The 24,824-nt window shown below is 70.0% G+C and carries 25 protein-coding genes and 1 tRNA gene; 18 read left to right on the forward strand and 8 right to left on the reverse strand.

The genetic code is table 11. The annotated features are described in order from the left end of the window. The first annotated feature begins 3 nt into the window (after window positions 1–3). Window positions 4–468, forward strand: a complete 465-nt coding sequence (locus KZ820_RS16405; protein WP_219749696.1) for a class I SAM-dependent methyltransferase — start codon at window positions 4–6, stop codon at window positions 466–468. Beyond that, window positions 465–1,877 carry a DNA phosphorothioation-associated putative methyltransferase gene (locus KZ820_RS16410; protein WP_219749698.1) on the forward strand — a complete coding sequence of 471 codons (1,413 nt, stop codon included), beginning with the start codon at window positions 465–467 and terminating at the stop codon, window positions 1,875–1,877. The genes KZ820_RS16405 and KZ820_RS16410 overlap by 4 nt, the downstream gene beginning before the upstream one ends. A gap of 183 nt (window positions 1,878–2,060) precedes the next feature. Here KZ820_RS16410 and KZ820_RS16415 read toward each other — a convergent pair whose 3' ends face one another. Continuing rightward, window positions 2,061–2,216 carry a hypothetical protein gene (locus tag KZ820_RS16415; RefSeq protein ID WP_219749700.1) on the reverse strand — a complete coding sequence of 52 codons (156 nt, stop codon included), beginning with the start codon at window positions 2,214–2,216 and terminating at the stop codon, window positions 2,061–2,063. A gap of 351 nt (window positions 2,217–2,567) precedes the next feature. On the opposite strand from KZ820_RS16415, the gene KZ820_RS16420 reads away from it, so the two are divergent. The 8 genes from KZ820_RS16420 (at window position 2,568) to KZ820_RS16455 (ending at window position 12,413) form a co-directional block, all read left to right on the forward strand. Next, entirely contained in the window at window positions 2,568–3,125 is a 558-nt protein-coding gene (locus KZ820_RS16420) for a hypothetical protein (RefSeq protein ID WP_219749701.1), read from the forward strand. A gap of 270 nt (window positions 3,126–3,395) precedes the next feature. After that, entirely contained in the window at window positions 3,396–3,743 is a 348-nt protein-coding gene (locus KZ820_RS16425; protein WP_219749703.1) for a hypothetical protein, read from the forward strand. Window positions 3,744–3,835: 92 nt separating this feature from the next. Beyond that, window positions 3,836–4,459, forward strand: coding sequence for a hypothetical protein (locus KZ820_RS16430; RefSeq protein WP_219749705.1), 624 nt, complete (start codon window positions 3,836–3,838; stop codon window positions 4,457–4,459). Window positions 4,460–4,980: 521 nt separating this feature from the next. Beyond that, the gene (locus KZ820_RS16435; protein WP_219749707.1) at window positions 4,981–5,562 is read left to right on the forward strand and encodes a DUF4142 domain-containing protein; all 582 of its coding nucleotides are present in this window, start codon (window positions 4,981–4,983) and stop codon (window positions 5,560–5,562) included. A gap of 396 nt (window positions 5,563–5,958) precedes the next feature. Further along, the gene (locus KZ820_RS16440; protein WP_258048274.1) at window positions 5,959–6,519 is read left to right on the forward strand and encodes an FxDxF family PEP-CTERM protein; all 561 of its coding nucleotides are present in this window, start codon (window positions 5,959–5,961) and stop codon (window positions 6,517–6,519) included. Window positions 6,520–6,751: 232 nt separating this feature from the next. Beyond that, entirely contained in the window at window positions 6,752–8,419 is a 1,668-nt protein-coding gene (locus KZ820_RS16445) for a carboxylesterase/lipase family protein (protein WP_219749709.1), read from the forward strand. Between the two features lie 93 nt (window positions 8,420–8,512). Further along, window positions 8,513–10,447, forward strand: coding sequence for a glycoside hydrolase family 127 protein (locus KZ820_RS16450; protein WP_219749711.1), 1,935 nt, complete (start codon window positions 8,513–8,515; stop codon window positions 10,445–10,447). 376 nt (window positions 10,448–10,823) lie between these two features. Next, window positions 10,824–12,413: a sensor histidine kinase gene (locus KZ820_RS16455; RefSeq protein ID WP_219749712.1), complete on the forward strand. Its 1,590-nt coding sequence runs from the start codon at window positions 10,824–10,826 to the stop codon at window positions 12,411–12,413. On the opposite strand, the gene KZ820_RS16460 is transcribed toward KZ820_RS16455, so the two are convergent. The 3 genes from KZ820_RS16460 to metX are packed head-to-tail and all read right to left on the reverse strand — an operon-like array spanning window position 12,391 to window position 14,564. After that, entirely contained in the window at window positions 12,391–12,792 is a 402-nt protein-coding gene (locus tag KZ820_RS16460) for a response regulator (RefSeq protein ID WP_219749714.1), read from the reverse strand. The two genes, KZ820_RS16455 and KZ820_RS16460, sit on opposite strands and share 23 nt — an antisense overlap. Before the next feature lie 45 nt (window positions 12,793–12,837). After that, window positions 12,838–13,437: a methionine biosynthesis protein MetW gene (metW, locus tag KZ820_RS16465; RefSeq protein ID WP_219749715.1), complete on the reverse strand. Its 600-nt coding sequence runs from the start codon at window positions 13,435–13,437 to the stop codon at window positions 12,838–12,840. Beyond that, window positions 13,434–14,564 (reverse strand): homoserine O-acetyltransferase MetX, encoded by a 1,131-nt coding sequence (metX, locus tag KZ820_RS16470; RefSeq protein ID WP_219749717.1) that lies wholly within the window; start codon window positions 14,562–14,564, stop codon window positions 13,434–13,436. The genes metW and metX overlap by 4 nt, the downstream gene beginning before the upstream one ends. Window positions 14,565–14,667: 103 nt before the next feature. Here metX and KZ820_RS16475 point away from each other — a divergent pair, with 103 nt between their 5' ends. Genes KZ820_RS16475 through KZ820_RS16485 form a run of 3 tightly spaced genes read left to right on the forward strand, consistent with a single transcriptional unit; the run spans window position 14,668 to window position 17,606 of the window. Continuing rightward, window positions 14,668–15,501 (forward strand): formate/nitrite transporter family protein, encoded by an 834-nt coding sequence (locus tag KZ820_RS16475; RefSeq protein WP_219749718.1) that lies wholly within the window; start codon window positions 14,668–14,670, stop codon window positions 15,499–15,501. 48 nt (window positions 15,502–15,549) lie between these two features. Beyond that, on the forward strand, window positions 15,550–16,698 hold the full coding sequence (gene hisC, locus KZ820_RS16480) for a histidinol-phosphate transaminase (protein ID WP_258048275.1): 1,149 nt from the start codon (window positions 15,550–15,552) through the stop codon (window positions 16,696–16,698). Then, entirely contained in the window at window positions 16,698–17,606 is a 909-nt protein-coding gene (locus KZ820_RS16485) for a prephenate/arogenate dehydrogenase family protein (protein ID WP_219749720.1), read from the forward strand. The genes hisC and KZ820_RS16485 overlap by 1 nt, the downstream gene beginning before the upstream one ends. Window positions 17,607–17,742: 136 nt before the next feature. Here KZ820_RS16485 and KZ820_RS16490 read toward each other — a convergent pair whose 3' ends face one another. From KZ820_RS16490 to ftsE, 4 genes are read right to left on the reverse strand one after another with little or no spacing between them, the layout of a single operon-like run. Further along, window positions 17,743–18,450 carry a lysophospholipid acyltransferase family protein gene (locus KZ820_RS16490; RefSeq protein ID WP_219749722.1) on the reverse strand — a complete coding sequence of 236 codons (708 nt, stop codon included), beginning with the start codon at window positions 18,448–18,450 and terminating at the stop codon, window positions 17,743–17,745. Beyond that, window positions 18,447–18,986 carry a YdcF family protein gene (locus KZ820_RS16495; protein ID WP_219749724.1) on the reverse strand — a complete coding sequence of 180 codons (540 nt, stop codon included), beginning with the start codon at window positions 18,984–18,986 and terminating at the stop codon, window positions 18,447–18,449. Before KZ820_RS16495 ends, KZ820_RS16490 begins: the two co-directional genes overlap by 4 nt. Further along, window positions 18,983–19,855, reverse strand: a complete 873-nt coding sequence (locus tag KZ820_RS16500; protein ID WP_219749725.1) for a cell division FtsX domain-containing protein — start codon at window positions 19,853–19,855, stop codon at window positions 18,983–18,985. Before KZ820_RS16500 ends, KZ820_RS16495 begins: the two co-directional genes overlap by 4 nt. Next, a complete protein-coding gene (gene ftsE / locus KZ820_RS16505; protein ID WP_219749972.1) occupies window positions 19,852–20,562 on the reverse strand; it encodes a cell division ATP-binding protein FtsE in 711 nt (236 codons plus the stop codon). Before ftsE ends, KZ820_RS16500 begins: the two co-directional genes overlap by 4 nt. A gap of 143 nt (window positions 20,563–20,705) precedes the next feature. Here ftsE and KZ820_RS16510 point away from each other — a divergent pair, with 143 nt between their 5' ends. From KZ820_RS16510 to KZ820_RS16530, 5 genes are all read left to right on the forward strand, one after another. Then, window positions 20,706–21,521 (forward strand): zinc-ribbon domain-containing protein, encoded by an 816-nt coding sequence (locus KZ820_RS16510; RefSeq protein ID WP_219749727.1) that lies wholly within the window; start codon window positions 20,706–20,708, stop codon window positions 21,519–21,521. A gap of 92 nt (window positions 21,522–21,613) precedes the next feature. After that, a tRNA-Leu gene (locus tag KZ820_RS16515) sits at window positions 21,614–21,700 on the forward strand. 112 nt (window positions 21,701–21,812) lie between these two features. Beyond that, window positions 21,813–22,868, forward strand: a complete 1,056-nt coding sequence (locus tag KZ820_RS16520) for a type III polyketide synthase (protein WP_219749729.1) — start codon at window positions 21,813–21,815, stop codon at window positions 22,866–22,868. Between the two features lie 41 nt (window positions 22,869–22,909). Next, window positions 22,910–23,560, forward strand: coding sequence for a methyltransferase domain-containing protein (locus tag KZ820_RS16525; protein ID WP_219749974.1), 651 nt, complete (start codon window positions 22,910–22,912; stop codon window positions 23,558–23,560). Beyond that, window positions 23,542–24,624 (forward strand): NAD(P)/FAD-dependent oxidoreductase, encoded by a 1,083-nt coding sequence (locus tag KZ820_RS16530; RefSeq protein WP_219749731.1) that lies wholly within the window; start codon window positions 23,542–23,544, stop codon window positions 24,622–24,624. Before KZ820_RS16525 ends, KZ820_RS16530 begins: the two co-directional genes overlap by 19 nt. Window positions 24,625–24,824: the final 200 nt, after the last annotated feature.

A 24,824-nucleotide genomic window follows, 5' to 3' on the forward strand; every position in this document is an offset into this window, starting at 1 on the left:
CGGATGGTCGGTAAACGGGTCCGGGGTGCTCTCTACATTCATCGGGACGCGATCGGCGATCTCTCGGAAATTTCGGCCGCGACCCTGTCCGACGCTGTGGCGCGAGCATCGGATCATGCTTGGAATGTGGCGCGCCTCGAGCCCCAGGTGGTCGGGTTGATGCAATACGAGGATTTTGACCTGTCGGCGTTCCCAGCGCTGCTGGAAGCGACCCGCGTCAACCTCAAAACAGGGAAGGTCAGCCGCATCTCCTATAGGAGCAGCTTGAATCCGCTGATCCTGCATCGCAAGGAGCTGCTGCTCAACCCGGCGGACGTCCGTGTGAAACGCTGGGCGGCTACCACCCGGTCGCTGGATGAGCAGGGAGCATTCAGAGACAACCACCGCATCGGTCGCGCAATGGAGTGGAGCGAGCGCCTGGCGAAGTTCGGTCTCGCCGCCATCGGCGACGAGGTCCGCGCAGCATGAACACCGCTCCGCTCGTGCATCGGCACAGGACGGCGATGGTGCGACACACGCTGTCGCAACCGATGTCGCTCGCTGTGCGGCACGGGCTCGTGAAAGAGGGCATCACAGTTTTCGATTATGGCTGCGGTCAGGGCGACGATCTGCGCGCGCTGACTGCAGCCGGCGTGGAAGCACGGGGCTGGGATCCGCACTTCGCGCCGCACGAACAGGTCGTCGAGGCCGAGATCGTCAACCTGGGCTTCGTCCTGAACGTCATCGAGAACACGGCGGAACGGCAAGCTGCGCTTGAACGCGCGTGGTCGATCTCCCAGAAGGCGCTAATTGTCTCGGTCATGATCGTCGGCGCCGTACCACTGGACGGACTGCGCCCGTTCGGCGACGGGTATCTCACATCCCGCGGCACTTTCCAGAAATACTACCAGCACGCCGAGATTCGGGCCGTCCTGGCACGAGCTGTCGGGGTGGAGCCGGTCGCTTTGGCACCGGGGATCTTCGTCGCTTTCCGCGCGCCCGAAGACGAGCAGGAGTTCCTTCTCGAACGCCGCCGCGGTCGCCGGTCATCGACTTCAGGCTATGCAACCGGACGAAGCCGGAAGGCCGTCATCGCCCGGCCTGAGCTGCATGAGCGCATCCAGGCCGCATTGGCCGCTATGGCGGAGTTCGCGCTGCGTCGGGGCCGCCTCCCGCACGCAGAGGAGATGCCCTCGAGCGTCCATGATGTCCTGGCCCGTGAACGCGTCTCCTTCGCGCGAGCGGTGGACACATGCGTTGCCTCGACCTTGGACTGCGACGCCTTTGAGCAGGCAGGGCGCGACTCTCGCGAGGACCTACTGGTCCATCACGCGCTCGGTGCTCTCAACCGAACCAAGTCAGCGGCAAGACCCAGCCCGTCCATGGTGCGCGACATCCGCACGCATTTCGGCAGCCAGCAGCAGCTTGCCGAAGAGGCGTTGGAGTATCTCCACGCGCTCGCCGACCCTACACGAACGGTCGCCGCCATGCGCGAGTGCGCGGACAAAGGTCTGGGCGCATTGGATGAAGATCAGCGCCTTCTGATAAATGCCGAACGACTGGAACAACTCAGCGGTCAGCTGCGGTGCTATGCAGGATGCGCGATCCACCTCTCTGGCGAGGTCGATGATGGGCACATCGTGCGACTTGAACCGATGCGGAAGCGACTGACCATCTTCCGGTTGACCAATCAGAAGGACGCGTTTCCGGCGATCACCTCCTCAGTCGCAGTTGACCTGCGAAGACAAGACGTGAGCTTACGCAATGAGGATCGCGTACTTGTCCGAAAGTCAGTCGTTTTTGGGATGTCGGCACGGTCTAAGCAGAGGAAACTGGAATTGGAGAAGGCAAAGGAGCTAGGAATCTGCTCGGAAAGGGCGATAATACGCAGGTCCTAACCTAACGATATTTGCCTTCGTATTACTACGGACAGAACGCAAGAAATCAGACAGACTTCCTCGCGTAAGGACGGTGCGCACGGCCTGACGGCCTCTTCAGCTCTATGTAAGTCGTCCGAGCTTTCGCCTTGTTGATCGCGCACGTCACGAATGCAATCAGCATAGCAACTGCCTCGCCCCGTTTCAGGGCACCGCCTTCATTCTTGCTAGTGCCAGTTCGGTAACCCGCGCGCGGCCTTTGACGATACGCTCATCGTACCTATCTGCACCTGCCTTCAAAAGGCTTGCGATCACCGCCAGTTCACGCTGGATAGCAATCGTCAGGGAGGTGCTGTTCACGATCGATGGCTCCATCGCGTGGAGCGTAGCACACGCTTTCTACGCAGGCACCGTGCTATGGCTGCGTATGCATGTTAGGACCGAGCGGGAAGGGGATTTGGGACGCGGCCATCAGCATGTCCCTTGCGCTTATCGGTCGTCAAATCCATACCGGCATCGCTTGTCGGTACGTCCCGACAGTGAGGCGTCGTAACCTCCAATGTCGCGCGCCGGTCACGAGTTTCGTGGCCGGGTGGCCGACGCACATGTCCAAGGCGCTCGCCTAAAAGCGGCGGCGCTTGGACCGTGCGCCCAAGTTACGAACACCCGGCTCGCCGGCGCCTCTCACTTTCGATGGGAGGTAGTTCATCAATGGCGACCCGACATGAACTCACCCGGCAGGGCGCAGAAGCGCAGCCGTCGGATTTTGAAGTCGGATGCTTTCACATCCAAGATGTACGAGGCCGCCCGACCATAGGATGGGCAGTTCTCAAACCTAACGGTGACATCTGTTCAGGTAGCATAATCATCCGAGAGGTTCCTGCTTTCCATCCGGATGCAGAGGCGCTGAATAAGGCTGGTTTGCGCCGCGCAGCCTTGTTGCTCAATAAACGACTTGCAACAGTGATGCTGGACAAAGCGAACTGCTATGGAGAACCTCCGGAGAACGCTTTTTATCGGCGCGCTGGTGTGCAACCAACTTGGCATTGGTTCGGCACGCGACGATCCGCCTTATTGGAAACATTAACCGTCGAGATCAGTCCGGGATTGGGGCTTCGTCCGATGATCCCTTTCGATTCGAAGGACAACCCCGAAGATCAAGCGATTGCAGACATGAAGGATTTTAGTAATCTACGATCTCTCGTTTCCCGTCTCCGCTCGCATTTGCCCCCGTCGCAAGGCTCCGGCTTGTTTCCAGCTCAGTCGTAGACGCGAGCTATGCGGCGGGTATCATTTGGCGCCGCTTTAGCAACCGTTCGCGTGTTAGCTCCACGACCCTCCAATACTTCGCGTCAGACGCCGTGATAAGGTTTCCATTAGATTAACTCAAGTAAGATTGTTCCTGTCAGAGCGTATTATAATTTGTATAGCCCTTAACCTAAACAACGCCTCAAGCCTTAAGTAGATGGGACCGGCTAGGGCAATCGATCGACAGTATAATCGATTTCTCCTACGTCGACAAAGCGAGAGATGGACGTCATGAACGCGCACCACATAGCCGAACGCACGCGTCTTCTATCGCACGAAGCGTATGCCGCGTTGATCGACGTCGACGGCAGTCTCGTCGATCAGGCTCGCAGTGCCATCGAGGCGGCGATCGGCCGTGACGGCGGCACGACTGGGCAACGGCTGTGGCGGCTCATTCTGTGCAGGTCCTGGTCGGAAATTCGAACGCGCATGCTCGAAGACAGCCCGGAAGGTCGTCTGCTGCGATCGAACAGCCCGTTCTCGACGCTGATCGGGATCCGGGATCCCGATGAAAGGACGAAGCTGTGGCGACAGGCGAAACGCGACTTGTCGGACCCGACGATGCTGACCTCGTCATAACGAGGGACGATCCTCTACACGAGTACCGGATCCAGGCGCCAGCTGAGGACGCACTTGGTCGCCGCGCCGCAAAGCGGCGACAGGATCGAGGTATGACCGTCGAGCAACTTGCAGCGCGGGCTGGGGTCGACGCCCGTGATGTTGCGGCCTTTGAAAGCTCCGGAACGGGCACCGTTGCAACAATGGTCGCCCTGCACGTCGTCCTGTGTAAAGACCAAGCTCTGGAGGACCTATTCACCACACCTCGCTCCTGCAGAGCTGCCATGGCTGAGCGGGTACAGCACGCTCGACGCCGTGTTTATCGACGCCCTGATGCCCGACGAACGGGTGGTCGTCCATCACTGCCGCAAGACGGAGACCGCTTCGAAATCCGACTGCGACCCGACCTGCCGATGGTTCTCGCCACCGCCGTGGCGGGGCGGCCGTTGAGCGGCGTGACCTCGCATCCGGTGCTCAATCGGGTCGACATCGCGATCACGGGCGTTACGGCCCATCAGCGATCCATCCGCCTTCACGTCACCGGCACGGACCCATGGGTCCGACGCCAGTTCGCCGGCGGCAGCGATGCCCGGCGGGAAGTGAACCAGGAGATCGAGGCGCTGAAGGCGCGACGCAGGCGGCTCGAAGATTTGATCGCCCAGCACCTGACGATCCCAGGCCACAAGGGCGACATCGAGATTGCGATTGGGGACGACATCATCTTCGACGACGACTAGGACGAGTTCGCGGATCGGCCATGGCCGAAGCGCGACGAGTTCGAAGGCATCTCACCAAGCGTCGCGCCCGGGACGCTCGCCACGACGAGGGCGACCCTGCGATCGTCTCCGACGAGGAGGATCCGGCTTCCTACACCTGACAAGGACGATGAAGGTGAGAGCGCGCGCCGCCGTGACAGGATCAGGATAAGGCTATAAGCGTTCATGTGAAAATCGGCGCATATGCGTCGGATAGTTACAACGAGGTGCCGACGTGATGCAGTGCAAGGCCGGTTCGCCGAGAGGGAGAGGGGCTGTTCTTACATACAGTTACACCTCTCCCCCGGAATAACCATTCTGAGTCGAGGTAGCGTGAGGACCTGAAGAAGGGTCGTCGACGCCGCGGCCGGCAGCGCCGATTGCTTGGGCGTAGGGGCGTGGACCCACGGCATCACTGTGGGGCGCCGGCGATCGCGTTCGTTCCCGGAACGTTGCGCGCGCGCAGGCGCTTACGCCGAGACGCTTCGGAGAGGACCGATTCCATGAGCCTTCGTACGACGATACTCGCCGCCACCGCCGTGCTGGCGCTCGGCGCATGTAGCCGCGGGAACGACACGACGCAGACCGGCGCGACGAACGGAAGCGACCTCGACGCGACCGGGATGGCGACCGCCACCCCCACCGCCGCCGCGCCCGCCAGCGCCGGTCAGAGCTTCGCCAACACCGCGGCCGCCAGCGACGCCTTCGAGATCGAGACCTCGCGGCTGGCGCTCACCAATGCCTCCTCGCCCGCGGTCAAGCGCTTCGCCAAGGCGATGATCGACGCGCACGAGGCATCCACCGCCAAGCTGAAGACCGTGGCGGCGGGCTTGTCGCCCGCGATCCAGCCGGTCGCGACGCTCAGCGCCGAGCAGCAGCAGACGGTGGAGAGCCTGCGCGCCGCGAAGGGTAGTGCGTTCGACAGCGCCTATGCCGCGGCGCAGTCAACGGCGCACCAGCAGACGCTCGACGTGCTCAAGGCCTATGCCGCCTCGGGTGACGTGCCCGCGCTCAAGACGTTCGCGCAGGACCTGGTGCCGACCGTCACCGCGCACCTCAATATGGCCAAGGGGCTCAAGGTCTAAATCGAAGCTCGTGCGAGCGGTCCGCCCCGACGCCGTACGGCGTCGGGCGAGCCGCTTCGCGTGCCAAGCTGCGCCACCGCGGCGCGAATGCTGTCCCTTGTCCTCCCCTCCCTTCGCCCTCGCGGACGCGCTGTCATCGACAAGATGTCCTCTGTTCAGTGTGTCGCCCTGCGTGACGCCCGCCGGCATCGAAGATGGATGAACCGCCCTCACGCTGATCCTTGACGGCCTTGTGATCAGCTCGACGGCTCATGCCGACCGTGCTTTTGCAGCCGCAGTGACGAAGAAAGCAGCGACGGCGTTATTATTTAGTTAACCTTTTGCGAAGCGGCTGGCAGGGACGCCGCTCCGCGGCCGAGCGCCGCGTCCTGCTGACGTGACGTAAGAGGAATCCGTATGAAGAATCTCGTGGCTATCGCCCTGGTGGCAGCCGCCTCGACCGCGGTGGCTTCATCGGCCGCCGCCGCCACCTTCCCGGTGGGCTCGCGCAACTTCAGGGCAACTCCGGGCGCCGGCGGCTCCTTCTCGGGCGCCTTCTTCAACCGCGGTATCCGTGCGGGGGCGTTCACCGACACCTTCACTTTCACCCTGCCGACGGACGGTCTGGGCAGCGGCACGGTGACGACCAGCGTGACCGACCTCGGCTCGGTCAGCGACGTCGATTTCACCTCGGTGTTCATCAACGGTGTCGCCGCCGAGATCACGCGCACCGCCGGCGGCGCCTTTGAGGTCGCCTTCGTCAACAACGTGCCGATCGTCGCGGGTGAGCTGAACCGCCTCGTCGTAAACGGCATCTCGCGCGGCAACGGTGCCTATGGCGGCCAGGCGACGTTCGCGCCGCTGAGCTCGGCGGTGCCGGAGCCCGCGACCTGGGCGATGATGATCATGGGCTTCGGCGTGGTCGGCTACGCGATGCGCCGCCGTCGCGTGACCTTCCGGCCGCGTCAGGCCGTCTGATCGAGGGTCCATCGTCGACTCATAGGCCCGTTCGGGGGGGAGGGGTGCTTCAACGGCGCTCCTCCCCTTCGTCGTTTCCACGGCCCGGTCGCGGGCGGCACGTCGCCCGGATCGGTCGGCGACCGCGATCGCGCTATTCCGTCTCCGCCCCCACTTGACGACGTGCCGCCGCTTCCGCAGGCTGGTGGTAACGATACCAGGACGTCGGACGGCGGCGGGGAGAGACGCGGAGATGACGCTACCACGTGTCACGATGGACCGGCGCGCGGCACTGCTGGGCGGGGCTGCCGCCAGTGCCGCCCTCTCCGCCCCCTTGGAGGCCGCGACGCCGCGCCGGGAGGCCGCCGCCGCCACCCGCTGTAGCACGCCGCGGAGTGCGATGGCGCGCACCCGCTATGGCCCGGTGCGCGGCTACGTCTCGGACGAGGTGCTGGTCTTCAAGGGCATACCCTACGGCGACGGTACCGGCGGCGCCAACCGCTGGTTGCCGGCCAAGCCGCCGACGCCGTGGCAGGACGCCTATCCCGCGCTCGCCTACGGTGCCAACTGCCCCCAGACGCCGCACAGCTTCCGCGCCAAGGAGCACACCTTCCTGCAGCAATGGACCGACGGCTTCCAGGGCGAGGACATGCTCAAGCTCAACGTCTGGACGCCGTCGCTCAGCGGCAGCCGGCCGGTGATGGTCTATTTTCACGGCGGCGGCTTCAGCTTCGGCTCCTCCTACGAACTCGCCTCGCACGACGGGGCGCAGATGGCGCGCCACCACGACGTGGTGCAGGTGTCGATCAATCACCGGCTCAACGTGCTCGGTTTCCTCGACATGACCGAGGTCGGCGGCAGCGCGTACGAGGGGTCGGTCAACGTCGGCATGACCGATTGCGTCGCCGCGCTGCGCTGGGTGCAGGAGAACATCGCCTCCTTCGGCGGCGATCCCGACAAAGTGATGATCTACGGCCAGTCGGGCGGCGGATCGAAGGTCACCACGCTGCTCGGCATGCCCTCGACCCGCGGCATGGTACACCGCGCCGCGGTTCAGTCGGGCGGGGGCGGGAACATCCCGGACCGCGACCAGTCGCGCGACTACGCCCGGCGGGTGGTGAAGGAGCTGGGCGTCGGCCCGCGCGATCTGGCGGCGTTGCAGGCGATGCCGTGGCAGCGCCTGTTCGACGCCAGCAACAAGGTGGCGGGCGACATCAATGGGCCGATGCGTCGCTCGTTCTGGTTCGCCATGGGACCCGGGGCGTCGCCGCGCGTGGGCTGGGGTCCGACGCTCGACGAGGCGACGGTCACGCTGCGCTCGTTCCACGACGCCGCGCCGGCCCAGGCGCGCGACGTGCCGCTGCTGATCGGCTCGGTCAGCGAGGAGGGCATGTCGTACAGCTCCAACCCCAGCGAGGCGGAGTGGCGCGCCTCGCTCACGAAGGATCTCGGCGCCGCGAAGGCCGAGGCGCTGGTCGCCGCGATGAAGCGCGCGCAGCCGAACAAGAGCATTCGGACGCTCTCCTACGGCGTGGGCGGCTACGCGCAGCGCAACAACGTGCAGCGCATGGTCAAGCTGCGCCACGACGCGGGCGGCGCGCCCGCCTACCAATATTGGTTCACGTGGCAGTCGCCTCAGCTCGACGGCCAGTGCGGCGCCTGGCACACCGCCGAGCTCGCCTTCTGCTTCGACAACACCGCGCTGTGTGACCAAGGGACCGGCAACACGCCGGCCGCCCGCGCGCTGGCGCGCCGGACCGCGACCGCCTGGGCGCAGTTCGCCCGCACGGGCAATCCCAGCCAGCCCGGCCTGGCGTGGCAGGCGACCGACCCGAGCCGCTGCCAGACCATGATCCTCGACGATCACTGCCGCATGGCGGACGATCCCGACGGCGAGGTGCGGCGGGTGCTGCTCGCCTGAACGACTGGGCAGATGGACGGCACCGATGCCATCGTGCGACGAGGGTGATCGTGGGACGGTATTCGCGAACGAGCGGCAGGACGGAGCGCTAGGATGATCGACGTCAGAAAGGCGCGCGCGCTCTCGCGCCGCCGCTTTCTCACCAGCGCGGCCGTGTTGCCGCTGACGGCGAGCGCCCTCGACGCAGTTGCGGCGCCGCTCCCGGCAGCCGTCCCGGACCGGCTGCGCGCCTTCGACCTGCGCGACGTCGATCTCGCCGACGGTCCCTTCCTCCACGCGCAGCGGATGACCGAGGCTTATCTGCTACGGCTCGAACCCGACCGGCTGCTGCACAATTTCCGCGTGAATGCGGGGCTGAACGCGAAGGCGCCGGTCTATGGCGGGTGGGAATCGGAGCCGACCTGGGCCGACATCAACTGCCACGGCCACACGCTCGGCCATTATCTCACCGCCTGCGCGCTGGCGTGGCGCTCGACCGGTGACGCGCGCTTCCGCGAGCGGGTCGACTATATCGCGGACGAGCTCGCCGCCTGCCAGCAAGCCTCGGGCACCGGCCTGGTCTGCGCCTTCCCCAAGGGACCGGCGCTGGTCGCGGCGCACCTCCGCGGCGAGCCGATCACGGGCGTGCCCTGGTACACGCTCCACAAGATCTTCGCCGGACTGCGCGACGCGGCGCTGCTGGCCGACAGCCAGCGCGCGCGCGCGGTGCTGATCCGGTTCGCCGACTGGGCGGTGGTGGCGACGCGCCCGCTGTCGGACCAGCAGTTCGAGGCCATGCTCGAGACCGAACATGGCGGCATGAACGAGGTCCTCGCCGACCTCTATCTGATGACAGGTAACGCCGATTACCGCACCCTGGCGCAGCGCTTCTCGCACAAGGCGATCCTGGAGCCGCTGGCGCGCCAGCGCGATCACCTCGACGGGCTCCACGCCAACACGCAGATCCCCAAGGTCATCGGCTTCGAGCGACTTTATGCCGCCACCGGCGAGGCGCGCTACCGCGACGCCGCCACCTTCTTCTGGCGCACGGTCGCGCACACGCGCTCGTTCGCGACCGGCGGTCACGGCGACAACGAGCATTTCTTCCCGGTGGCGGCCTTCGCCGAGCACGTCTTCTCCGCCAAGGGCTCTGAGACCTGCTGCCAGCACAACATGCTGCGGCTGACGCGCGCGCTGTTCCTGCAGGAACCCAGCGCCGATTACGCCGACTTCTACGAGCGCGTGCTGTACAACGGCATCCTCGCCTCGCAGGACCCGGACAGCGGCATGGCGACCTATTTCCAGGGCGCCCGCCCCGGCTACATGAAATTGTACCACACACCCGAGGATTCTTTCTGGTGCTGCACCGGCACGGGCATGGAGAATCACGTCAAATACCGCGACTCGATCTACTTCCACGACGATCGCTCGCTGTACGTGAACCTCTTCATCCCTTCCGCCGTGCGCTGGGCCGAGCGGCGCGCGACGCTGACTCAGACCACCAGCTTCCCGGAGCAGCCCGGCACCGCGCTGCGCTGGACGCTCGCGATCCCGACCGAGCTGACGCTCCAGCTGCGCCACCCGCGCTGGAGCCGCGAGGCGATCGTCCGGGTGAACGGCCGCGAGGTCTTGCGCTCGCGTGCGCCCGGACGCTTTCTCGCGCTGACGCGGACCTGGCGCGACGGCGACCGGGTAGAGCTACGCCTCGCCATGGACGTGACGGTGGAGGAGGCGCCGGCGGCGCCCGGCATCGCCGCGGTCCTGTACGGGCCGCTGGTGCTGGCGGGTGCGCTCGGGCGCGACGGTCTCGCCCCGGGCTCCGATATCGTGGTCAACGAGCGCCGCTACGGCAGCTACAACGATGCTCCGTTCACCGCACCGTCGCTCGCCGGTGACGCCGCGTCGCTCGCCCGGTCGGTGCGGCCGACCGGGGCGCCGCTGGAGTTCACGATCGCCGCCGCCGATCGTCGCGAGGTTCGCCTCATCCCCTATCACCGCATCGCGCACGAGCGTTACGCGACCTATTGGCAGCTGGTCGACCGGACCTAGCCGGCCGGTTGGTCGTCGAGCGACGGGGGGACGCCCGACCCCAGAGGCGCAACGCCGAAGCGGCGGTCCGCGGTTCCTTTTTTCGCCGGTGTCGGCCCGACAGGGCGATGCCCCGTCATTCCGAATCGGGACCAGTCGGCCGGGTGAGTCTCGCCCGTGCGCCGCGACGGCGAGGTCTGCACCGTTTTCCCGCGCCGGACGTTGACGATGAAGCACGACACCCGCTTAACGCTCGTTAAGCCGCGCTTCGCGTGGTAGCGTGACCGGTATCTCCAGAGTTTGACGCGAGGTTCACGTATCACCTTCCTGATCGCACGGCAGACATCGGGCACGTCGCGGTTCTCGGCGGTTCCTCACCCGCATAGGCGCGAAGGCCATGGGCGAGCTTAGCGCGGGCGCGGCGCAGACCGGTGCGAGCGAGCGCGGCGCGTCGAGGCTCGCCGCGCGCGGCTGGCGGGTCGACGAGGCGCGGCGCCGCGCCACGATCGACTCGCTTCATCTCGCCTCGCTGCGCCGCTCGGCCGCGCTGCGCCAGATCACCGACTTCGCCGCGCAACTGTGCGCCGCGCCTGTGGCGCTGATCACGCTGATCGAGGAGGCCGACCAGACCTTCCTCGCGTCGACCGGCACCGACATGGAGGGGACCAAGCGCTCGGAGTCCTTCTGCGCGCACGCGATGTGGGAGGAGGACGTCACCGTCTTCCCCGACCTGACCGCGGACGAGCGCTTCCTCGGCAACCCGCTGCTGCGCGACCCTGGAGTGCGCTTCTACGCCGGGATGCCGCTGGTGGCCGACGACGGCGTCCCGCTCGGCGCGTTGTGCGTGCTCGACATGGTGCCGCGCCCCGAAGGGCTGACGGCACTGCAGCGCGACGGGCTGCGCGTGCTCGCCGCCAACGTGATGGCGCGGCTGCGCGGCTCACGCGACGACGCGGCGTGGCGCGAGGCCGCGGGCGAGGCGCGCCGCGCCGCCGCCGAGAGCGAGACGCGCTTCCGCACGCTGGCGGACACGATGCCGCAGATGGTGTGGTCGACGCTGCCCGACGGCTATCACGATTATTACAACGCGCGCTGGTACGAGTTCACCGGCATGCCCGAGGGCACGACCGACGGCGACGAGTGGAACGGCATGTTCCATCCGGACGATCAGGCGCGCGCTTGGGCGGTGTGGCGCCACTCGCTCGAGACCGGCGAGGCCTATCAGATCGAGTATCGGCTGCGCCATGCCGACGGCACCTATCGCTGGGTGCTCGGCCGCGCGCTGCCGATCCGCGATCGCCACGGCGCGATCACGCGCTGGTTCGGCACCTGCACCGACATCCACGAGCAGAAACTCGCCCTGGAAGAACGCGAGGTGGTCAGCCAGGAGCTGAGCCACCGCATCAAGAACATCTTCTCGGTGATCTCGGGGCTGATCCACTTCGCCGCGCGCGCGCATCCCGAACTGGCGACCGTCGCCAACGACCTGCGCCAGCGCATCATCGCGCTGGGCCGCGCGCACGATTTCGTCCGTCCGCACAGCAACGAGTCGCGCCCGCATCTCGCGCAGGACAGCCTACGCGGCCTGCTCACCGAGCTGTTCGCCCCGTATCAGCGCGCGCCGGGCGAGCGGATCACGATCAGCGGCGACGACGTCGCGGTCGACGATCGCGCCGCAACGCCGCTGGCGCTGCTGTTCCACGAGCTCGCCACCAACGCGAGCAAATATGGCGCGCTGTCGGCCGAGCACGGCCATATCGATCTCGCGGTGGCGCGCGGCGACGGCACGGTGCGGCTCGACTGGCGCGAGCGCGACGGTCCCAGCCTCGCTTCGCCCCCGCCGGGCGGCGGCTTCGGCAGCCAGCTGATCGAGCTCAGCGCGGTGCGTCAGCTCGGCGGTGCGGTGACTCGCACCTGGCATCCGGACGGGCTGGAGCTGGTGGTGACGGTACCGCTGCCCGCGTTCAGCCGCGCCGCGGCCACCTGACGAACTCGGGCGGGGTCGCCGCGTCGGCCGGCGCCATCTCGGTCGCGGTCAGCGCCGCGCTGAGGATCGCCTCATCGTTGAAGGGCTTCCTAATATAGCCGAGCGCGCTGCCGGGATCGGTGATCTGGCCCGGGTTGGCGGTGACGAACACCACCTTCACGCCGTGCTCGCGCGCGATCCGCTCGGCGATCACGGGACCCGTCGCGCCGTCTCGCAGATTGACGTCGACGAAGGCGAACTGACAGCCCGGCGCGGCACGATAGGCGCTCTCCGCGTCCGCCGCGATCGCGGCGACCACGAATCCCGCGTCCTCGAGGATCCGCTCGAGGTCGAGCGCGACGAAGATCTCGTCCTCCACGATGAGCGCGGTCTGGGGCATGACGTCGCTTCGATCACTCCGCTGGTTGGCTCGGGTTAACCCCGATCAATCGGCGGGGTTCCGACGCAGCAGGAAAACCGCGTGCTCGGCGAGGAAGTTCGCCGCCGCGCCGCCGGTGCGCTTGTCGCCCGAGAGGAACCAGGCAGCCTCGGTGGCGATGCCGCGCTCGGCGAGATGCGCGCGGAAATCGTCGATGGTGAGGTGGTGGATGTTGGGGGTGTCGTACCAGCGCTCGGGCAGCAGCCGCGTCACCGGCATCCGCCCGCCCCACAGCAGCGAGAGTCGCACCCGCCAGTGCGCGAAATTGGGGAAGCTGACGAAGGCGTGGCGCCCGATCCGCAGCAGCTCGTCGAGCACGCGGTCGGGGGCGCGCGCGGTCTGCAGCGTCTGGCTCAGGATGGCGTAGTCGAAGCTCTGGTCGGGATAGCCGGCGAGGTCGGTGTCGGCGTCGCCCTGGATCACCGACAGACCGCGCGACACCGCCGCGGCGACGTTGCGCGGGTCCAGCTCGAGCCCGCGCGCGTCCACCCCCTTGGTGTCGCGCAGCGCCTTCATCAGCTCGCCGTCGCCGCAGCCGACGTCGAGCACGCGCGCGCCCGGCGGCACGTGCGCGGCGATGATCGCGAGATCGGGGCGCAGGCTCACGCGCCGGTCCCCAGAAAGCCGCCGATCACGCGGTCGAGCTCGGGCGAGTCGAGCAGGAAGGCGTCGTGGCCATAGGGGCTGGAGAGCTCGACGAAGCTGGCGGGCGCGCGCGCCGCCACCAGTGCCTGGACGATCGAACGCGACTCGGCGGTGGGGTACAGCCAGTCGGTGTCGAAGCTGACGAGGCAGAAGCGCGCGCGTGCGGCGCGGAAGGCGTGGGCAAGCAGCCCGCCATGCTCCTCGGCGAGGTCGAAATAGTCCATCGCGCGGGTGATATAGAGGTAGGAGTTGGCGTCGAACCGGTCGGTGAAGGCCAGCCCCTGGTGGCGCAGGTAGCTCTCCACCTGGAAATCGGCGTCGAAGCCGAACGACTTCTGCTCGCGCGCCTGGAGGCGACGGCCGAACTTCTCGGTCAGCCCCGCCTCGGAGAGATAGGTGATGTGCGCCGCCATCCGCGCCACCGCCAACCCCGCGGCGGGGGGCGCGCCGTCGTAATAGTCCCCACCCGACCAGTTCGGGTCGGCCATGATCGCCTGGCGCCCGACCTCGTGGAAGGCGATGTTCTGCGCGGTGTGGCGCGCGGTGGAGGCGATGACGAGGCAGGCGTCGAGCCGGTCGGGGAAGGTCGCCGCCCAGCTCAGCGCCTGCATCCCGCCCATCGATCCGCCCACCACCGCGGCGAGCCTCGCCACACCGAGATGGTCGAGCAGCAGCGCCTGCGCGCGCACCATGTCGCGGATCGTGATCACCGGGAAGGCCATCGCATAGGGCCGGCCGGTCGCCGCGTCGCCGCTCGCCGGCCCCGAGCTGCCCATGCAGCTGCCCAGCACGTTCGCGCAGACCACGAAGAAGCGGTCGGTGTCGATCGGGCGACCGGGTCCGACCATGCGCTGCCACCAGCCCGGCTTGCCGGTGCGCGGATGCGCCGAGGCGACGTGGTGGTCGCCGGTGAGCGCGTGGCAGATCAGCAGCGCGTTGCCGCCGTCGGGCGCGAGCGTGCCGTAGGTCTCATAGGCGATCTCGACCGGCGCGAGCAAAGCGCCGCCGTCGAGCCGCAACGGCCCCGGCAGCACGACGTGACGCGACAGGCCGAAGCGCTGGTCCAGCGAGGAGGGCGTGGTGAGCATCGGGAAGCCGCTTTACCCGCGCCGCCCCGCCCAAGTCGAGCCGGACCCGCGCGCGCTCGCGCCGCGTTGGCGCCCAGCGTCAGCCCGACGCGGGAGGCCCTTCATGGCGGACGACGCCGCGGCGCGCGAGCGCGACATCGACCTCGATCCCGACGAGCGCGCCGCGGTGGAGCAGCGCCAGGCCGCCAGCCCGCGCGTGATCCACGAGGTGATCCGCCGCGCGGGCGACGAGGAGCTGGAACGGCCGAGCTGGTCGCTGGTCTGGTCCGGGCTCGCCGGCGGCGTGGCGATCAGCGCCTCGGTGCTGGGCAAGTCGCTGATCGCGCGCGACCTGCCCGAGGCGGGCTGGACGCCGCTGGTGACCAGCGTCGGCTACACGCTGGGCTTCCTCGTGGTGATCCTCGGGCGGCTCCAGCTCTTCACCGAGAGCACCTTGTCCGCGGTGATCCCGGTGGCGACCCATCCCGGCCTCGGCAACCTCGCGCGGCTGCTGCGGCTGTGGGCGCTGGTGCTCGGCACCAATCTGCTCGGCACGCTGCTGATCGCGGGGCTGGTCCACCACCGCCTGATCGGCTCGCCCGAGGGCGGCGTGGCGATGCTGGAGACGTCGCGCGAGCTGCTCGCGCATGACTTCTGGGCGACGCTGCGGCTCGGCATCCCCGCCGGCTTCCTGATCGCGGCGGTGCCCTGGGCGCTGCCCTCGTCGCGCGGACAGGAATTCTGGGTGGTGTTCGTCCTCACCTACTTCATCGCGCTGGGAGGCTTCGCGCACGTCGTCGCCGGCTCGGGCGAGGCATGGCTGCTCGCCTTCGCGGGCGAGGTGAGCTTCGCACAGGCGCTCGTCGGGCTAATCCTGCCGGCGCTGATCGGCAACGTGATCGGCGGCACCGGGCTGTTCGCGCTGCTCGCGCACGCGCAGGTGCGGCAGGAGCTGTGACGTCCCGCCCCCTTCCCCACGCGCCTCACACCCGCTACCCGATCGCGCATGAGTGACGCGCCCCGCCCCAAGTCCTGGATCATGGACATCGCACCCTACGTCCCGGGGCGCTCCACCACCGACGACGGGCGCACGGTCGCCAAGCTCAGCTCGAACGAGAACCCGCTCGGCACCTCGCCCGCGGCGCGCGCCGCCTTCGCCTCGGCCGCCGACTCGCTCGAGCGCTACCCCGACGCGAGCGGGGCGATCGTGCGCGAGGCGATCGCGGCGCGCCTCGGGCTCGACCCGGCGCGGATCATCTACGGCAACGGCTCGGACGAGATCCTCCACCTCGCCGCGGGCGCCTTCGCCGGGCCGGGCGATGAGGTAATCTTCGTCCGCTACGGCTTCGCCGTGTACGAGATCGCGGCGCGGCGTGTCGGCGCCACCCCGGTGATCGCGCCCGACCGCGACTATGCCACCGACGTCGACTCGATCCTCGCGTGCGTCAGCGAGCGCACCCGCGTCGTCTACGTCGCCAATCCCAACAACCCGACCGGCACCTTCGCGCCGCGCGCCGAGATCGCGCGGCTCCACGCCGCACTGCCGCCGACGGTGCTGCTGGTGCTCGACCAGGCCTATGCCGAATATCTTGCCGACGAGGACGACGACGGCGGCCTCGAGCTCGCCGCCACCGCGCGCAACGTGCTGGTGACGCGCACCTTCTCCAAGATCCACGGGCTCGCCGCGGAGCGCATCGGCTGGGGCTATGCGCATGCCGACATCGTCCAGGCGCTCCACCGCATCCGGCTGCCGTTCAACATCACCATCGGCGGCCAGCGCGCCGCGGTCGCCGCGATCGAGGACCGCGCCTTCGTCGCGCACACGCGCGCGCACAACGCCGCCTGGCGCGCCTGGTTCGCCGACGAGATCGCCAGGCTGGGCAATGCCGGCCTGCGCGCGATCCCGAGCGAGGCGAACTTCGTGCTGGTGGTGTTCGAGGGCGCGCTGACCGCCGAAACGGCCTACAAGGGGCTGATGGACGCGGGCTATATCGTCCGCTGGCTGCCCGGCCAGGGGCTGGCGCAGGGGCTGCGCATCACCATCGGCACCGAGGCCGAGACGCGCGGCGTCGCCGCGGCGCTGCGCGCACTGGTCGAGCGCGGCACCGCCCCGGTGCATGCCGAGGCGGCGGACGCCGGGATCGAGCGCGGTTGATGCTGCCGTTCAGCCGCGTCTCGGTAATCGGGCTCGGGCTGATCGGCTCGTCGGTGGCGCGCGCGGTGCGCCAATATCTGCCGACGGTGCGGCTCACCGGGCATGACGCCAGCGCCGCGGTGCGCGAGACCGCGCGCCGGATCGAGCTAGTCGACGACGTCGCCGACAGCGCCGCCGCGGCGGTGACCGACGCCGATCTCGTCATCCTGTGCGTGCCGGTCGGCGCGATGGCCGCGGTCGCCGCCGAGCTCGCCGACGAGCTGCCCGCCGACGCGATCGTCAGCGACGTCGGTAGCTGCAAGACCGCGGTGGCGCAGGCGCTCGCCGCGGTGCTGCCGCCCGAGCGTGTCGTGCCCGCGCACCCGGTGGCAGGGACCGAGCAGAGCGGCCCGGAGGCGGGCTTCGCCTCGCTGTTCCGCGGCCGCTGGTGCATCGTCACGCCGCTCGCCGAGAGCGACTCCCTCGCGGTCGCGCGGGTCGAGGAGTTCTGGCGCCGGCTCGGCGCCGACGTCGAGCGGATGGCGCCGGATCATCACGACCGCGTGCTCGCGGTGACGAGCCATCTGCCGCACCTGATCGCCTACACGATCGTCGGCACCGCTGATGATCTCGGCCAGGTGACCGAGTCCGAGGTGATCAAATTCTCCGCCGGCGGCTTCCGCGACTTCACCCGCATCGCCGCGTCCGACCCGGTGATGTGGCGCGACGTCTTCCTCGCCAACAAGGAGGCGGTGCTGGAGATGCTGCAGCGCTTCAGCGAGGACCTCAGCCAGTTGCAGCGCGCGATCCGCTGGGGCGACGGCGACGCGCTGTACGACCGTTTCGCCCGGACGCGCGCCATCCGCCGCTCGATCGTCGACCAGGGCCAGGACGACGCCGCCGCCGACTTCGGGCGCCGGCACGACTGAGGGCTCGCCCTCCCGGCTGGCGTCATGCTGAACTCGTTTCAGCATCCACCCGCCCGCGAGTGCGGCGGCGTTCGGATGTGCGGCACGGTGACTTCTGAGGCGAGCTCAGGATGACGCCGGCGGCTAAGCTCGACGTCTAAGCCTCGCCCGCGCTCGCATCCCGCGCATTCAGCGCGTTGATCGCCGCGTGCACGCGCGCCTCGATCTCGCGTCGCGGCAGCCCCGGCGGGATCGGCGCGCCGAGCCGCATCGTCACCTCGCCCGGCGTCACCGTGCCGGCACGCAGCCCCAGTCGGCCGCTGTCGAGCGCGATCGGCACCACCGGATAGCCCAGCGCCTTGTACAGTCCCGCGAAACCCGAGCGCAGTGGCGGTGCCTCGCCATGCGGCACGCGCGTGCCCTCGGGATACACGATCACCGATCGCCCGGCCTCGCGCGCCACCTTCGCGTCGCGCACGAGCTGGCGCAGCGCCGCGGCGGAGGCGTCGCGATCGACCGGGATCGCGCCATAGACCCGCGTCGCCCAGCCCCAGAAGGGGATGTTCCACAGCTCACGCTTGAGCACCACCGCCGGGCCGCGCAGCAGCGGCTGCAGCTCGACCGTCTCGTACATCGCCTCGTGCTTGGCGGCATAGAGCACCGGCCCCGCGGGCAGCTCGCCCTCGAAGCGCGTCCGCACGCCCAGCAGCGCGCGCGCCGCCCAGCGGTGATACCCCGACCAGAGATGCGCGTACGGCACCATCGCGCGCTGCCCGAACAGCGCCACGATCGGCACCACCAGCACGATCGGCACCGAGCCGGCGTAGAACACCAGCCGGAAGAGCCAGGATCTCAGCGCGTTCACCGTCTCACCCGCTCCCACCCCAACACCGCCGCGCGCAGCAGCAGCTTGTTATATTCGTTCACCGCCTGGGCCAGCGTCGGCTCGCTCGGCACCCCTTCCACCGCCACGCTCACGCTATCGCCCAGCGCGGCAGCGAGCTCGAGCGCGGCGCGGCGCGCGTGCCAGTCGGAGGTGACCAGCCGGATCGAGTGATAACCGTGCGCCTTGACCCAGGCCGCGGTCTCCTCGGCGTTGCCGCGCGTGTCGACCGCCTCGGCGCCGAGGTCGACGCAGCAGGCGAAGGTGGCGGCATGACCGCTGATCCGCGCGAGATCGGCGCGCGTCACGCCCGGCGCGGTGCCGGTCACCAGCATGCGCCGCGCGCGCCGCTGCTCGAGCAGGTCGAGCCCGCGCGCGATCCGCCCCGCCGCCCCGGTCGGCACCACGATCGCGTCGGTGCGCAAGCCTGAGTCGGGCGTGCCCGGCAGCGCCAGCATGAACAGCGCGAAGCCCAGCGCCCAGCCGAGCAGCGCGAGCGCGACCAGCCGCTTGATCACAGCGTTCGTGCCAGCGCGCGGGTGACGGTGCGGCGTGCCACCAGCGCGGCGAAGCCCACGAAGAGGAACGGCATCGCCGCGAGCACGCCCCAGCCCTGCGCGCCGAGCGCGACGGTGTCGCCGTTCGCGCCGATATCGGCGGCGAGGGGGCGTACGAGCAGCGCCGCGGTCATCGCGGCGGCCGCGGTCGCGACCAGCGCGGCACTCGCCGCATCGCGCGCGACGCGGCGCTGGAACAGACCCGCTACCTGCATGTCGGTCGCGCCGAGCCCGTGCATCACCGCGATCGTGGCGCGATGGGCCTCCAGCCCCGCGCGCGCCGCCAGCACCACCACCGCGGCGCTGGCGGCCACCATCAGCGCCGCGATCGCGGCGGCGAGCGCCGAGGCGATCCGCAGCAGCCGCGCCAACGGCGCCACCGCGGCACCGTGCGAGTCGATCACGGCGCCGGGCGCGACGCGGCGCAGCACCGAGCGCACCGTCGCGAGCGCCTCGTCGCCGGGCGCGAGCTCGAGATCGATCAGCTCGGGCATCGGCAGATCGGGATCGTCCGCCGCGCTGCCGAGCCAGGGTGCCACCAGTTCGGCCAGCTCGCCGCGCGGCACCGCGCGTGCGCGCGTCACCGTGGGAGAGGATCGCAGCGCCGCCAGCGCGCGCGCCGCCGCCGCCGCGCGCGCGGCCGGGGCGGCGTCGGTGAGCTGCACCGTGGCGCGTTCGCTCAGCCGCGCGCCCAGCGCCGCCGCGCCGCGCCCCGCACCGATCCCGGCCGCCACGGCGAGCAGCGTCAGGAACAGCATGATCGCGAGCACGCCCACCATCGCGCGGCCCGCGCGCGCCGGGTCGAGCAAGCGCGCGGTCGCCGCGCTCATGCCATGCTCACACGTGCCGGTGGGAAGCGCAGCGCACCGGTTGGGTCGAGCAGCCGCCCGTCCGCCAGCCGCATCAGCTGCGCCGCCTTCACCTGCCGCAGCAGCTGCGGGTCGTGCGTCGACACCACCACGGTGGTGCCGAGCCCGTTGAGTGAGGCGAACAATTGCATCAGCCGGTCGGCCATGGCCTCGTCGACATTGCCCGTGGGCTCGTCCGCCAGCAGCAGCTCGGGCCGCCCCGCCACCGCCCGCGCGATCGCGACCCGCTGCTGCTCGCCGCCGGACAGCGTCTCCGGCGAGGCCGCGGCGCGGTGCGACAGGCCGACCCAGGCGAGCATCTCGCGCACCGCCTCGGCGACGTCGGATTCGTCGGCCCCGGCGATGCGCAGCGGCAGCGCCACATTGTCGGCGACGCTGAGGTGCGGCACGAGGCGGAAGTCCTGGTAGACCACGCCGATGCGGCGCCGGAAGCCGGGCAGGCGCTTGCGCGGCACCGTCACCACGTCCTCGCCGAACAGCCGGATGATGCCGCGGCTGGGGCGCTGCGCGAGGTAGAGCAGGCTCAGCAGCGAGGTCTTGCCCGCGCCGCTCGCGCCGGTGAGGAAATAGAATTCTCCCGGCGCGAGCGCGAAGGTGACGTCGCGCAGCACCTCCTCGCCCTGGCCGTAGCGCAGCCCGACATTCTCGAACTGGACGATCCCCGCCACCCGGCCGCTCACCACCTCTCGCCTGCGCATCGCCCTGCCGCCATCGCACGCAGGCCCGCGCGCATCAAGCTGGCGACGGGCCGCTTGCCTCAGGTGGCTCGCACGTGCTTAGAATCGCGATCAGTTCCTGCCGGTGGCCCGCCATGATCATCGAATGTCCCGAATGTCGCGCGCGCTATCAGGTGCCGGACGGCACGGTCGGCACGACCGGCCGCACCGTGCGCTGCGCCAACTGCCGCCACAGCTGGTACCAGGAACCGCAGGACGAACCGCTGGTCGAGGACGTCGAGGACGAGGAGGCGCTCGCGTCACACGGCGCAGCGGCGCCGGACAGCTACCCGCCCGAGCCCCAGCCCGAGCCCGAGCCGGCGCGCGTTCCCGCCTCCCGCGTCGCCGAGCCGGTCGCGGCGCCCGCGCCACCCCCTGCCCCGCCGCCGTTGATCGCACCCGCGCTGGTCGAGGCCGATCCCGAGCCCTCCGCGGTCGCCGCCGGCTACGACGCCTTCGCGCATCGCCCGCCGTTTCGGCCCGAACGCAACACCGCCCGAATGCGCACGATCGCCAGCCTCGCCGCCGGGCTGCTGATGCTCGCCGCGGTGGCGGTGATCCTGTGGACCACCGCGCCGGGGCTCGCCCAGCAGGTCGGCCTCTCGATCGGGCCCGCCGAGCTGCCGCTGCGCATCGTCGATCACCCGATCGAGCGCCGCAAGATGGCCAATGGCTCGGAGCTGTTCGCGGTCAGCGGGCAGATCACCAACCCGTCGCCGACGCGCCAGCGCGTTCCCGACATCCGGGCCGACCTGCGCGACGCGCAGGGCAAGATCGTGTTCAGCTGGACGATCACGCCGCAGCAGCGCACCCTGCTGCCCAACGGCGCGCTCGACTTCAACTCGGCGCAGGTCGACGTTCCCGCCACCTCGAAGCGGCTCGACCTCAGCTTCGTCGGCGAGGAAAGCTGAGTCGGACGACGAAAGCGTGTTGCCAGCCCCCCAGGGCTTTGCTAGGGGCCCGCTCCTGCCAGCCGCCGGGCACACCCCGGCGGACATCACGTGCGGTCGTGGCGGAATTGGTAGACGCGCAACGTTGAGGTCGTTGTGTCCGAAAGGACGTGGAAGTTCGAGTCTTCTCGACCGCACCACCTTCCCGCCTAGGCGCGGGAGCCGCGGGCCGGCCGGCCCGCGCGGCTCGTCCCAGGCGGGAGCAGCCAGACGTCGGCGCCGAGCGCCGCTACCAGGCGTTATGTCTCGCGCATGACCTGTACCGCGTACCTGCACGCGATCGGCACCGCGACGCCGACGCACGACATCCACACCGCCTTCGTCGACTGGGCACGCGACCGCCTGCCTGAGCGGCCCGCGCGGCTGTTCGAGCGGATGGCCGCGCGCGCGGGCATCGCGCACCGCTGGTCGGTGCTGCCCGAGAGCGCGGGCTCGCCGGTCGCCGCGGGCGGCTTCTACGCCGCCGAGACGCTGCCCGGGACCGGCGAGCGCATGGCGCTGTACGCCGCGGCTGCCCCGACGCTCGCGCTCGCCGCGGTCGCCGCACTGGCCGAGCAGGTCGCGCTCGACGATGTCACGCATCTCGTCGTGGCGAGCTGCACCGGCTTCGTCGCCCCGGGGGTCGACCAAATCATCGCGCGGCGGCTCGGCCTGGCGGCGACGGTGGAGCGCACGCTGATCGGCTTCATGGGGTGCTACGCCGCGGTGGTGGCGCTGCGCACCGCGCGTCACATCGTCCGCTCCGAGCCGGCGGCGCGCGTGCTGGTGGTGACGGTGGAGCTGTCGACGCTCCATCTCCAGGCGAGCGACGAGCTGGAGCCGCTGCTCGCCATGCTCCAGTTCGGCGACGGCGCCGCCGCCGCGCTGGTCACCGCCGCGCCGGGCGGGCTCGTGCTGGAGCGGCCGTTCAGCGCGGCGCTGGAGGCGACGGACTCGCTGATCCGCTGGGACATCACCGATCGCGGCTTCGCGATGCATCTCTCGGGCGAGGTGCCCGGCCGCCTAGGCGGCGCGCTGCGCGACCCGGCGCTGATCGACCTGCTCACCCGCGGCGTGGCGGTGGACCGCTGGGCGGTGCATGCCGGCGGCCGCTCGATCCTCGACTCGGTCGAGCAGGCGCTGGCGCTGCCGCCCGAGGCGCTCGCCGAGTCGAGGGCAGTGCTGCACGATTGCGGCAACATGTCCTCGGCGACCCTGCTCTTCGTGCTCGCGCGTGTGCTGCATGGCACGCCGGTGCGCCACGGCGTGGCGCTCGCCTTCGGGCCGGGACTGGCGGCGGAGGGGATCGCCTTCCGCACCGCGCCGTGAGCGCGTCCCTGCTCGCCGAGCGCCGGATCGCGGACGAGCTGATGGACGCGGACGACCTCGCGCCCGAGACCTATGCCGCGGTGGTGGCCGATCTCGCCCGGGTCAACGTCGTCACGCTCGCCGCGCGCCCCACGCTCGCGTTCCTGCGCCGCACCTGCCGGCCGGGCGGACGCTACCGGCTGCTCGACGTCGGCTACGGCGACGGCGACATGCTGCGGCGGATCGCGCGCTGGGGGCAGCGGCGCGGCGTCGCCTTCGAACTCGTCGGCGTCGACCAGAACGAGCGCAGCCGCGCCGCCGCGCTGGCGCACAGCCCGGCCGGGCTCGCGATCGACTGGCGTGTCGGCGACTATCGCGCGCTCGGCGACGAGCCGTGGGATTTCGTCGTGTCGAGCCTGGTGGCGCACCACATGACGCGCGACGAGCTGGTCGCCTTTCTCGCCTGGATGGAGCGGCACGCGCGCGTCGGCTGGCTGGTCAACGACCTGCACCGCCACGCTGTCGCCTACCGCGCCTGGCCGCTGCTGGCACGCGGCTTCGGCTGGCACCCGATCGTGCGCCACGACGGCCACGTCTCGATCGCGCGCAGCTACCGGCCCGACGAGTGGCCCCCGCTGCTCGCCGCCGCGGGCGTCCGCGACGCGCGTGTCTACCGCGCCTTCCCGTTCCGGCTGTGCGTCGAGCGCCGCTGATCCTCGGCGGCGGGCCGGCCGGCGCCGCCGCGGCGATCGCGCTGGCGCAGGGCGGTACGCGCGCGCTGGTGATCGAGCGCACGCGCGAGACCGGCGACGCCCTGTGCGGCGGCTTCCTCAGCTGGCGCACCCTGGCGGCGGTGGAGCGGCTTGGGGTCGACGCCGAGGCGCTCGGCCCCGCGGTGGTGCGGCGTGTGCGGCTGTTCGCCGCGGGGCGCGTGGTGGAGGCGCCGCTGCCAGCGCCCGCGCGCGGCGTCTCGCGCCGCCGGCTCGACTCGCTGCTGCTCGCGCGCGCGGTGGCGGCGGGCGCGGCGGTGGAGCGCGGCGTCGCGGCGCGCGCGGTGGAGGACGGTGCGGTTCGCACCGCCGACGGCGCGCTGCTGGCGAGCGAGGCGCTGTTCCTCGCGAGCGGCAAGCATGACGTGCGCGGGCGAGCGCGGCCAGTGCCGCAAGGTGATCCGGCGCTGGGCCTCCGCACGCGCCGCGTCGACTCGCCCATGCTGGCGCGGCTGGTCGGCGACGCGGTCGAGCTCCACCTGTTCCGCGGCGGCTATGCCGGCGTGGTGCGGCAGGAGGACGGCAGCACCAACATCTGCCTCGCGCTGCGCCGTTCGCGGCTGAGCGCGGCGGGCACCCCCGCGCGCCTGCTCGAGACGCTCGCCGCGGAGGCGCCCGCGCTGGGCGAGCGGCTCGGCGGCGCTGGGGACGGTCCGATCGAGGCGGTCGCCAACGTGCCCTACGGATGGCGCGCGAGATCGGGCGAAACCGGCCTGTTCCGACTCGGCGATCAGGCCGCGGTGATCCCCTCGCTCGCCGGCGAGGGAATGGGGATCGCGCTGGCGAGCGGCATGAGTGCGGCGCGAGCGTGGCACGACGGCGCCGCGATGGCGGCGGCATCGTGGCAGGCGCGCTTCGCCCGCGGCGCGGGGGCACCGCTCGCGGTCGCGGGGGCGGTGCGCGCGCTGGCGGAGCATCCGGCGCTCGCCGCGCCGCTGCTGGCGCCGCTCGCCCGCGCCGGGATGCTCGAGAGGCTGGCGCGCTGGACGCGGATCGGGGGAGAGTAGGCGCATGGCGGCGCTTCGCGATGGGGCGTCGACCTGCTCAGCTTCTGCTCAGTGCTAAAGGGGCGATGAGGGGGCGGCACCGTGTTGCCCCCTCCGTTCGTGCTGAGGAGGCGCTGAGCCCGTCGAAGCGCCGCCTCGAAGCACTCTGCGCCCGGACGCGACGAAGACGACGACGGCTCCTCCGATCACCGCAGCGAGTT

Origin of the sequence: Sphingomonas citri, assembly GCF_019429485.1 — a bacterium.
GTDB lineage: Bacteria > Pseudomonadota > Alphaproteobacteria > Sphingomonadales > Sphingomonadaceae > Sphingomonas > Sphingomonas citri.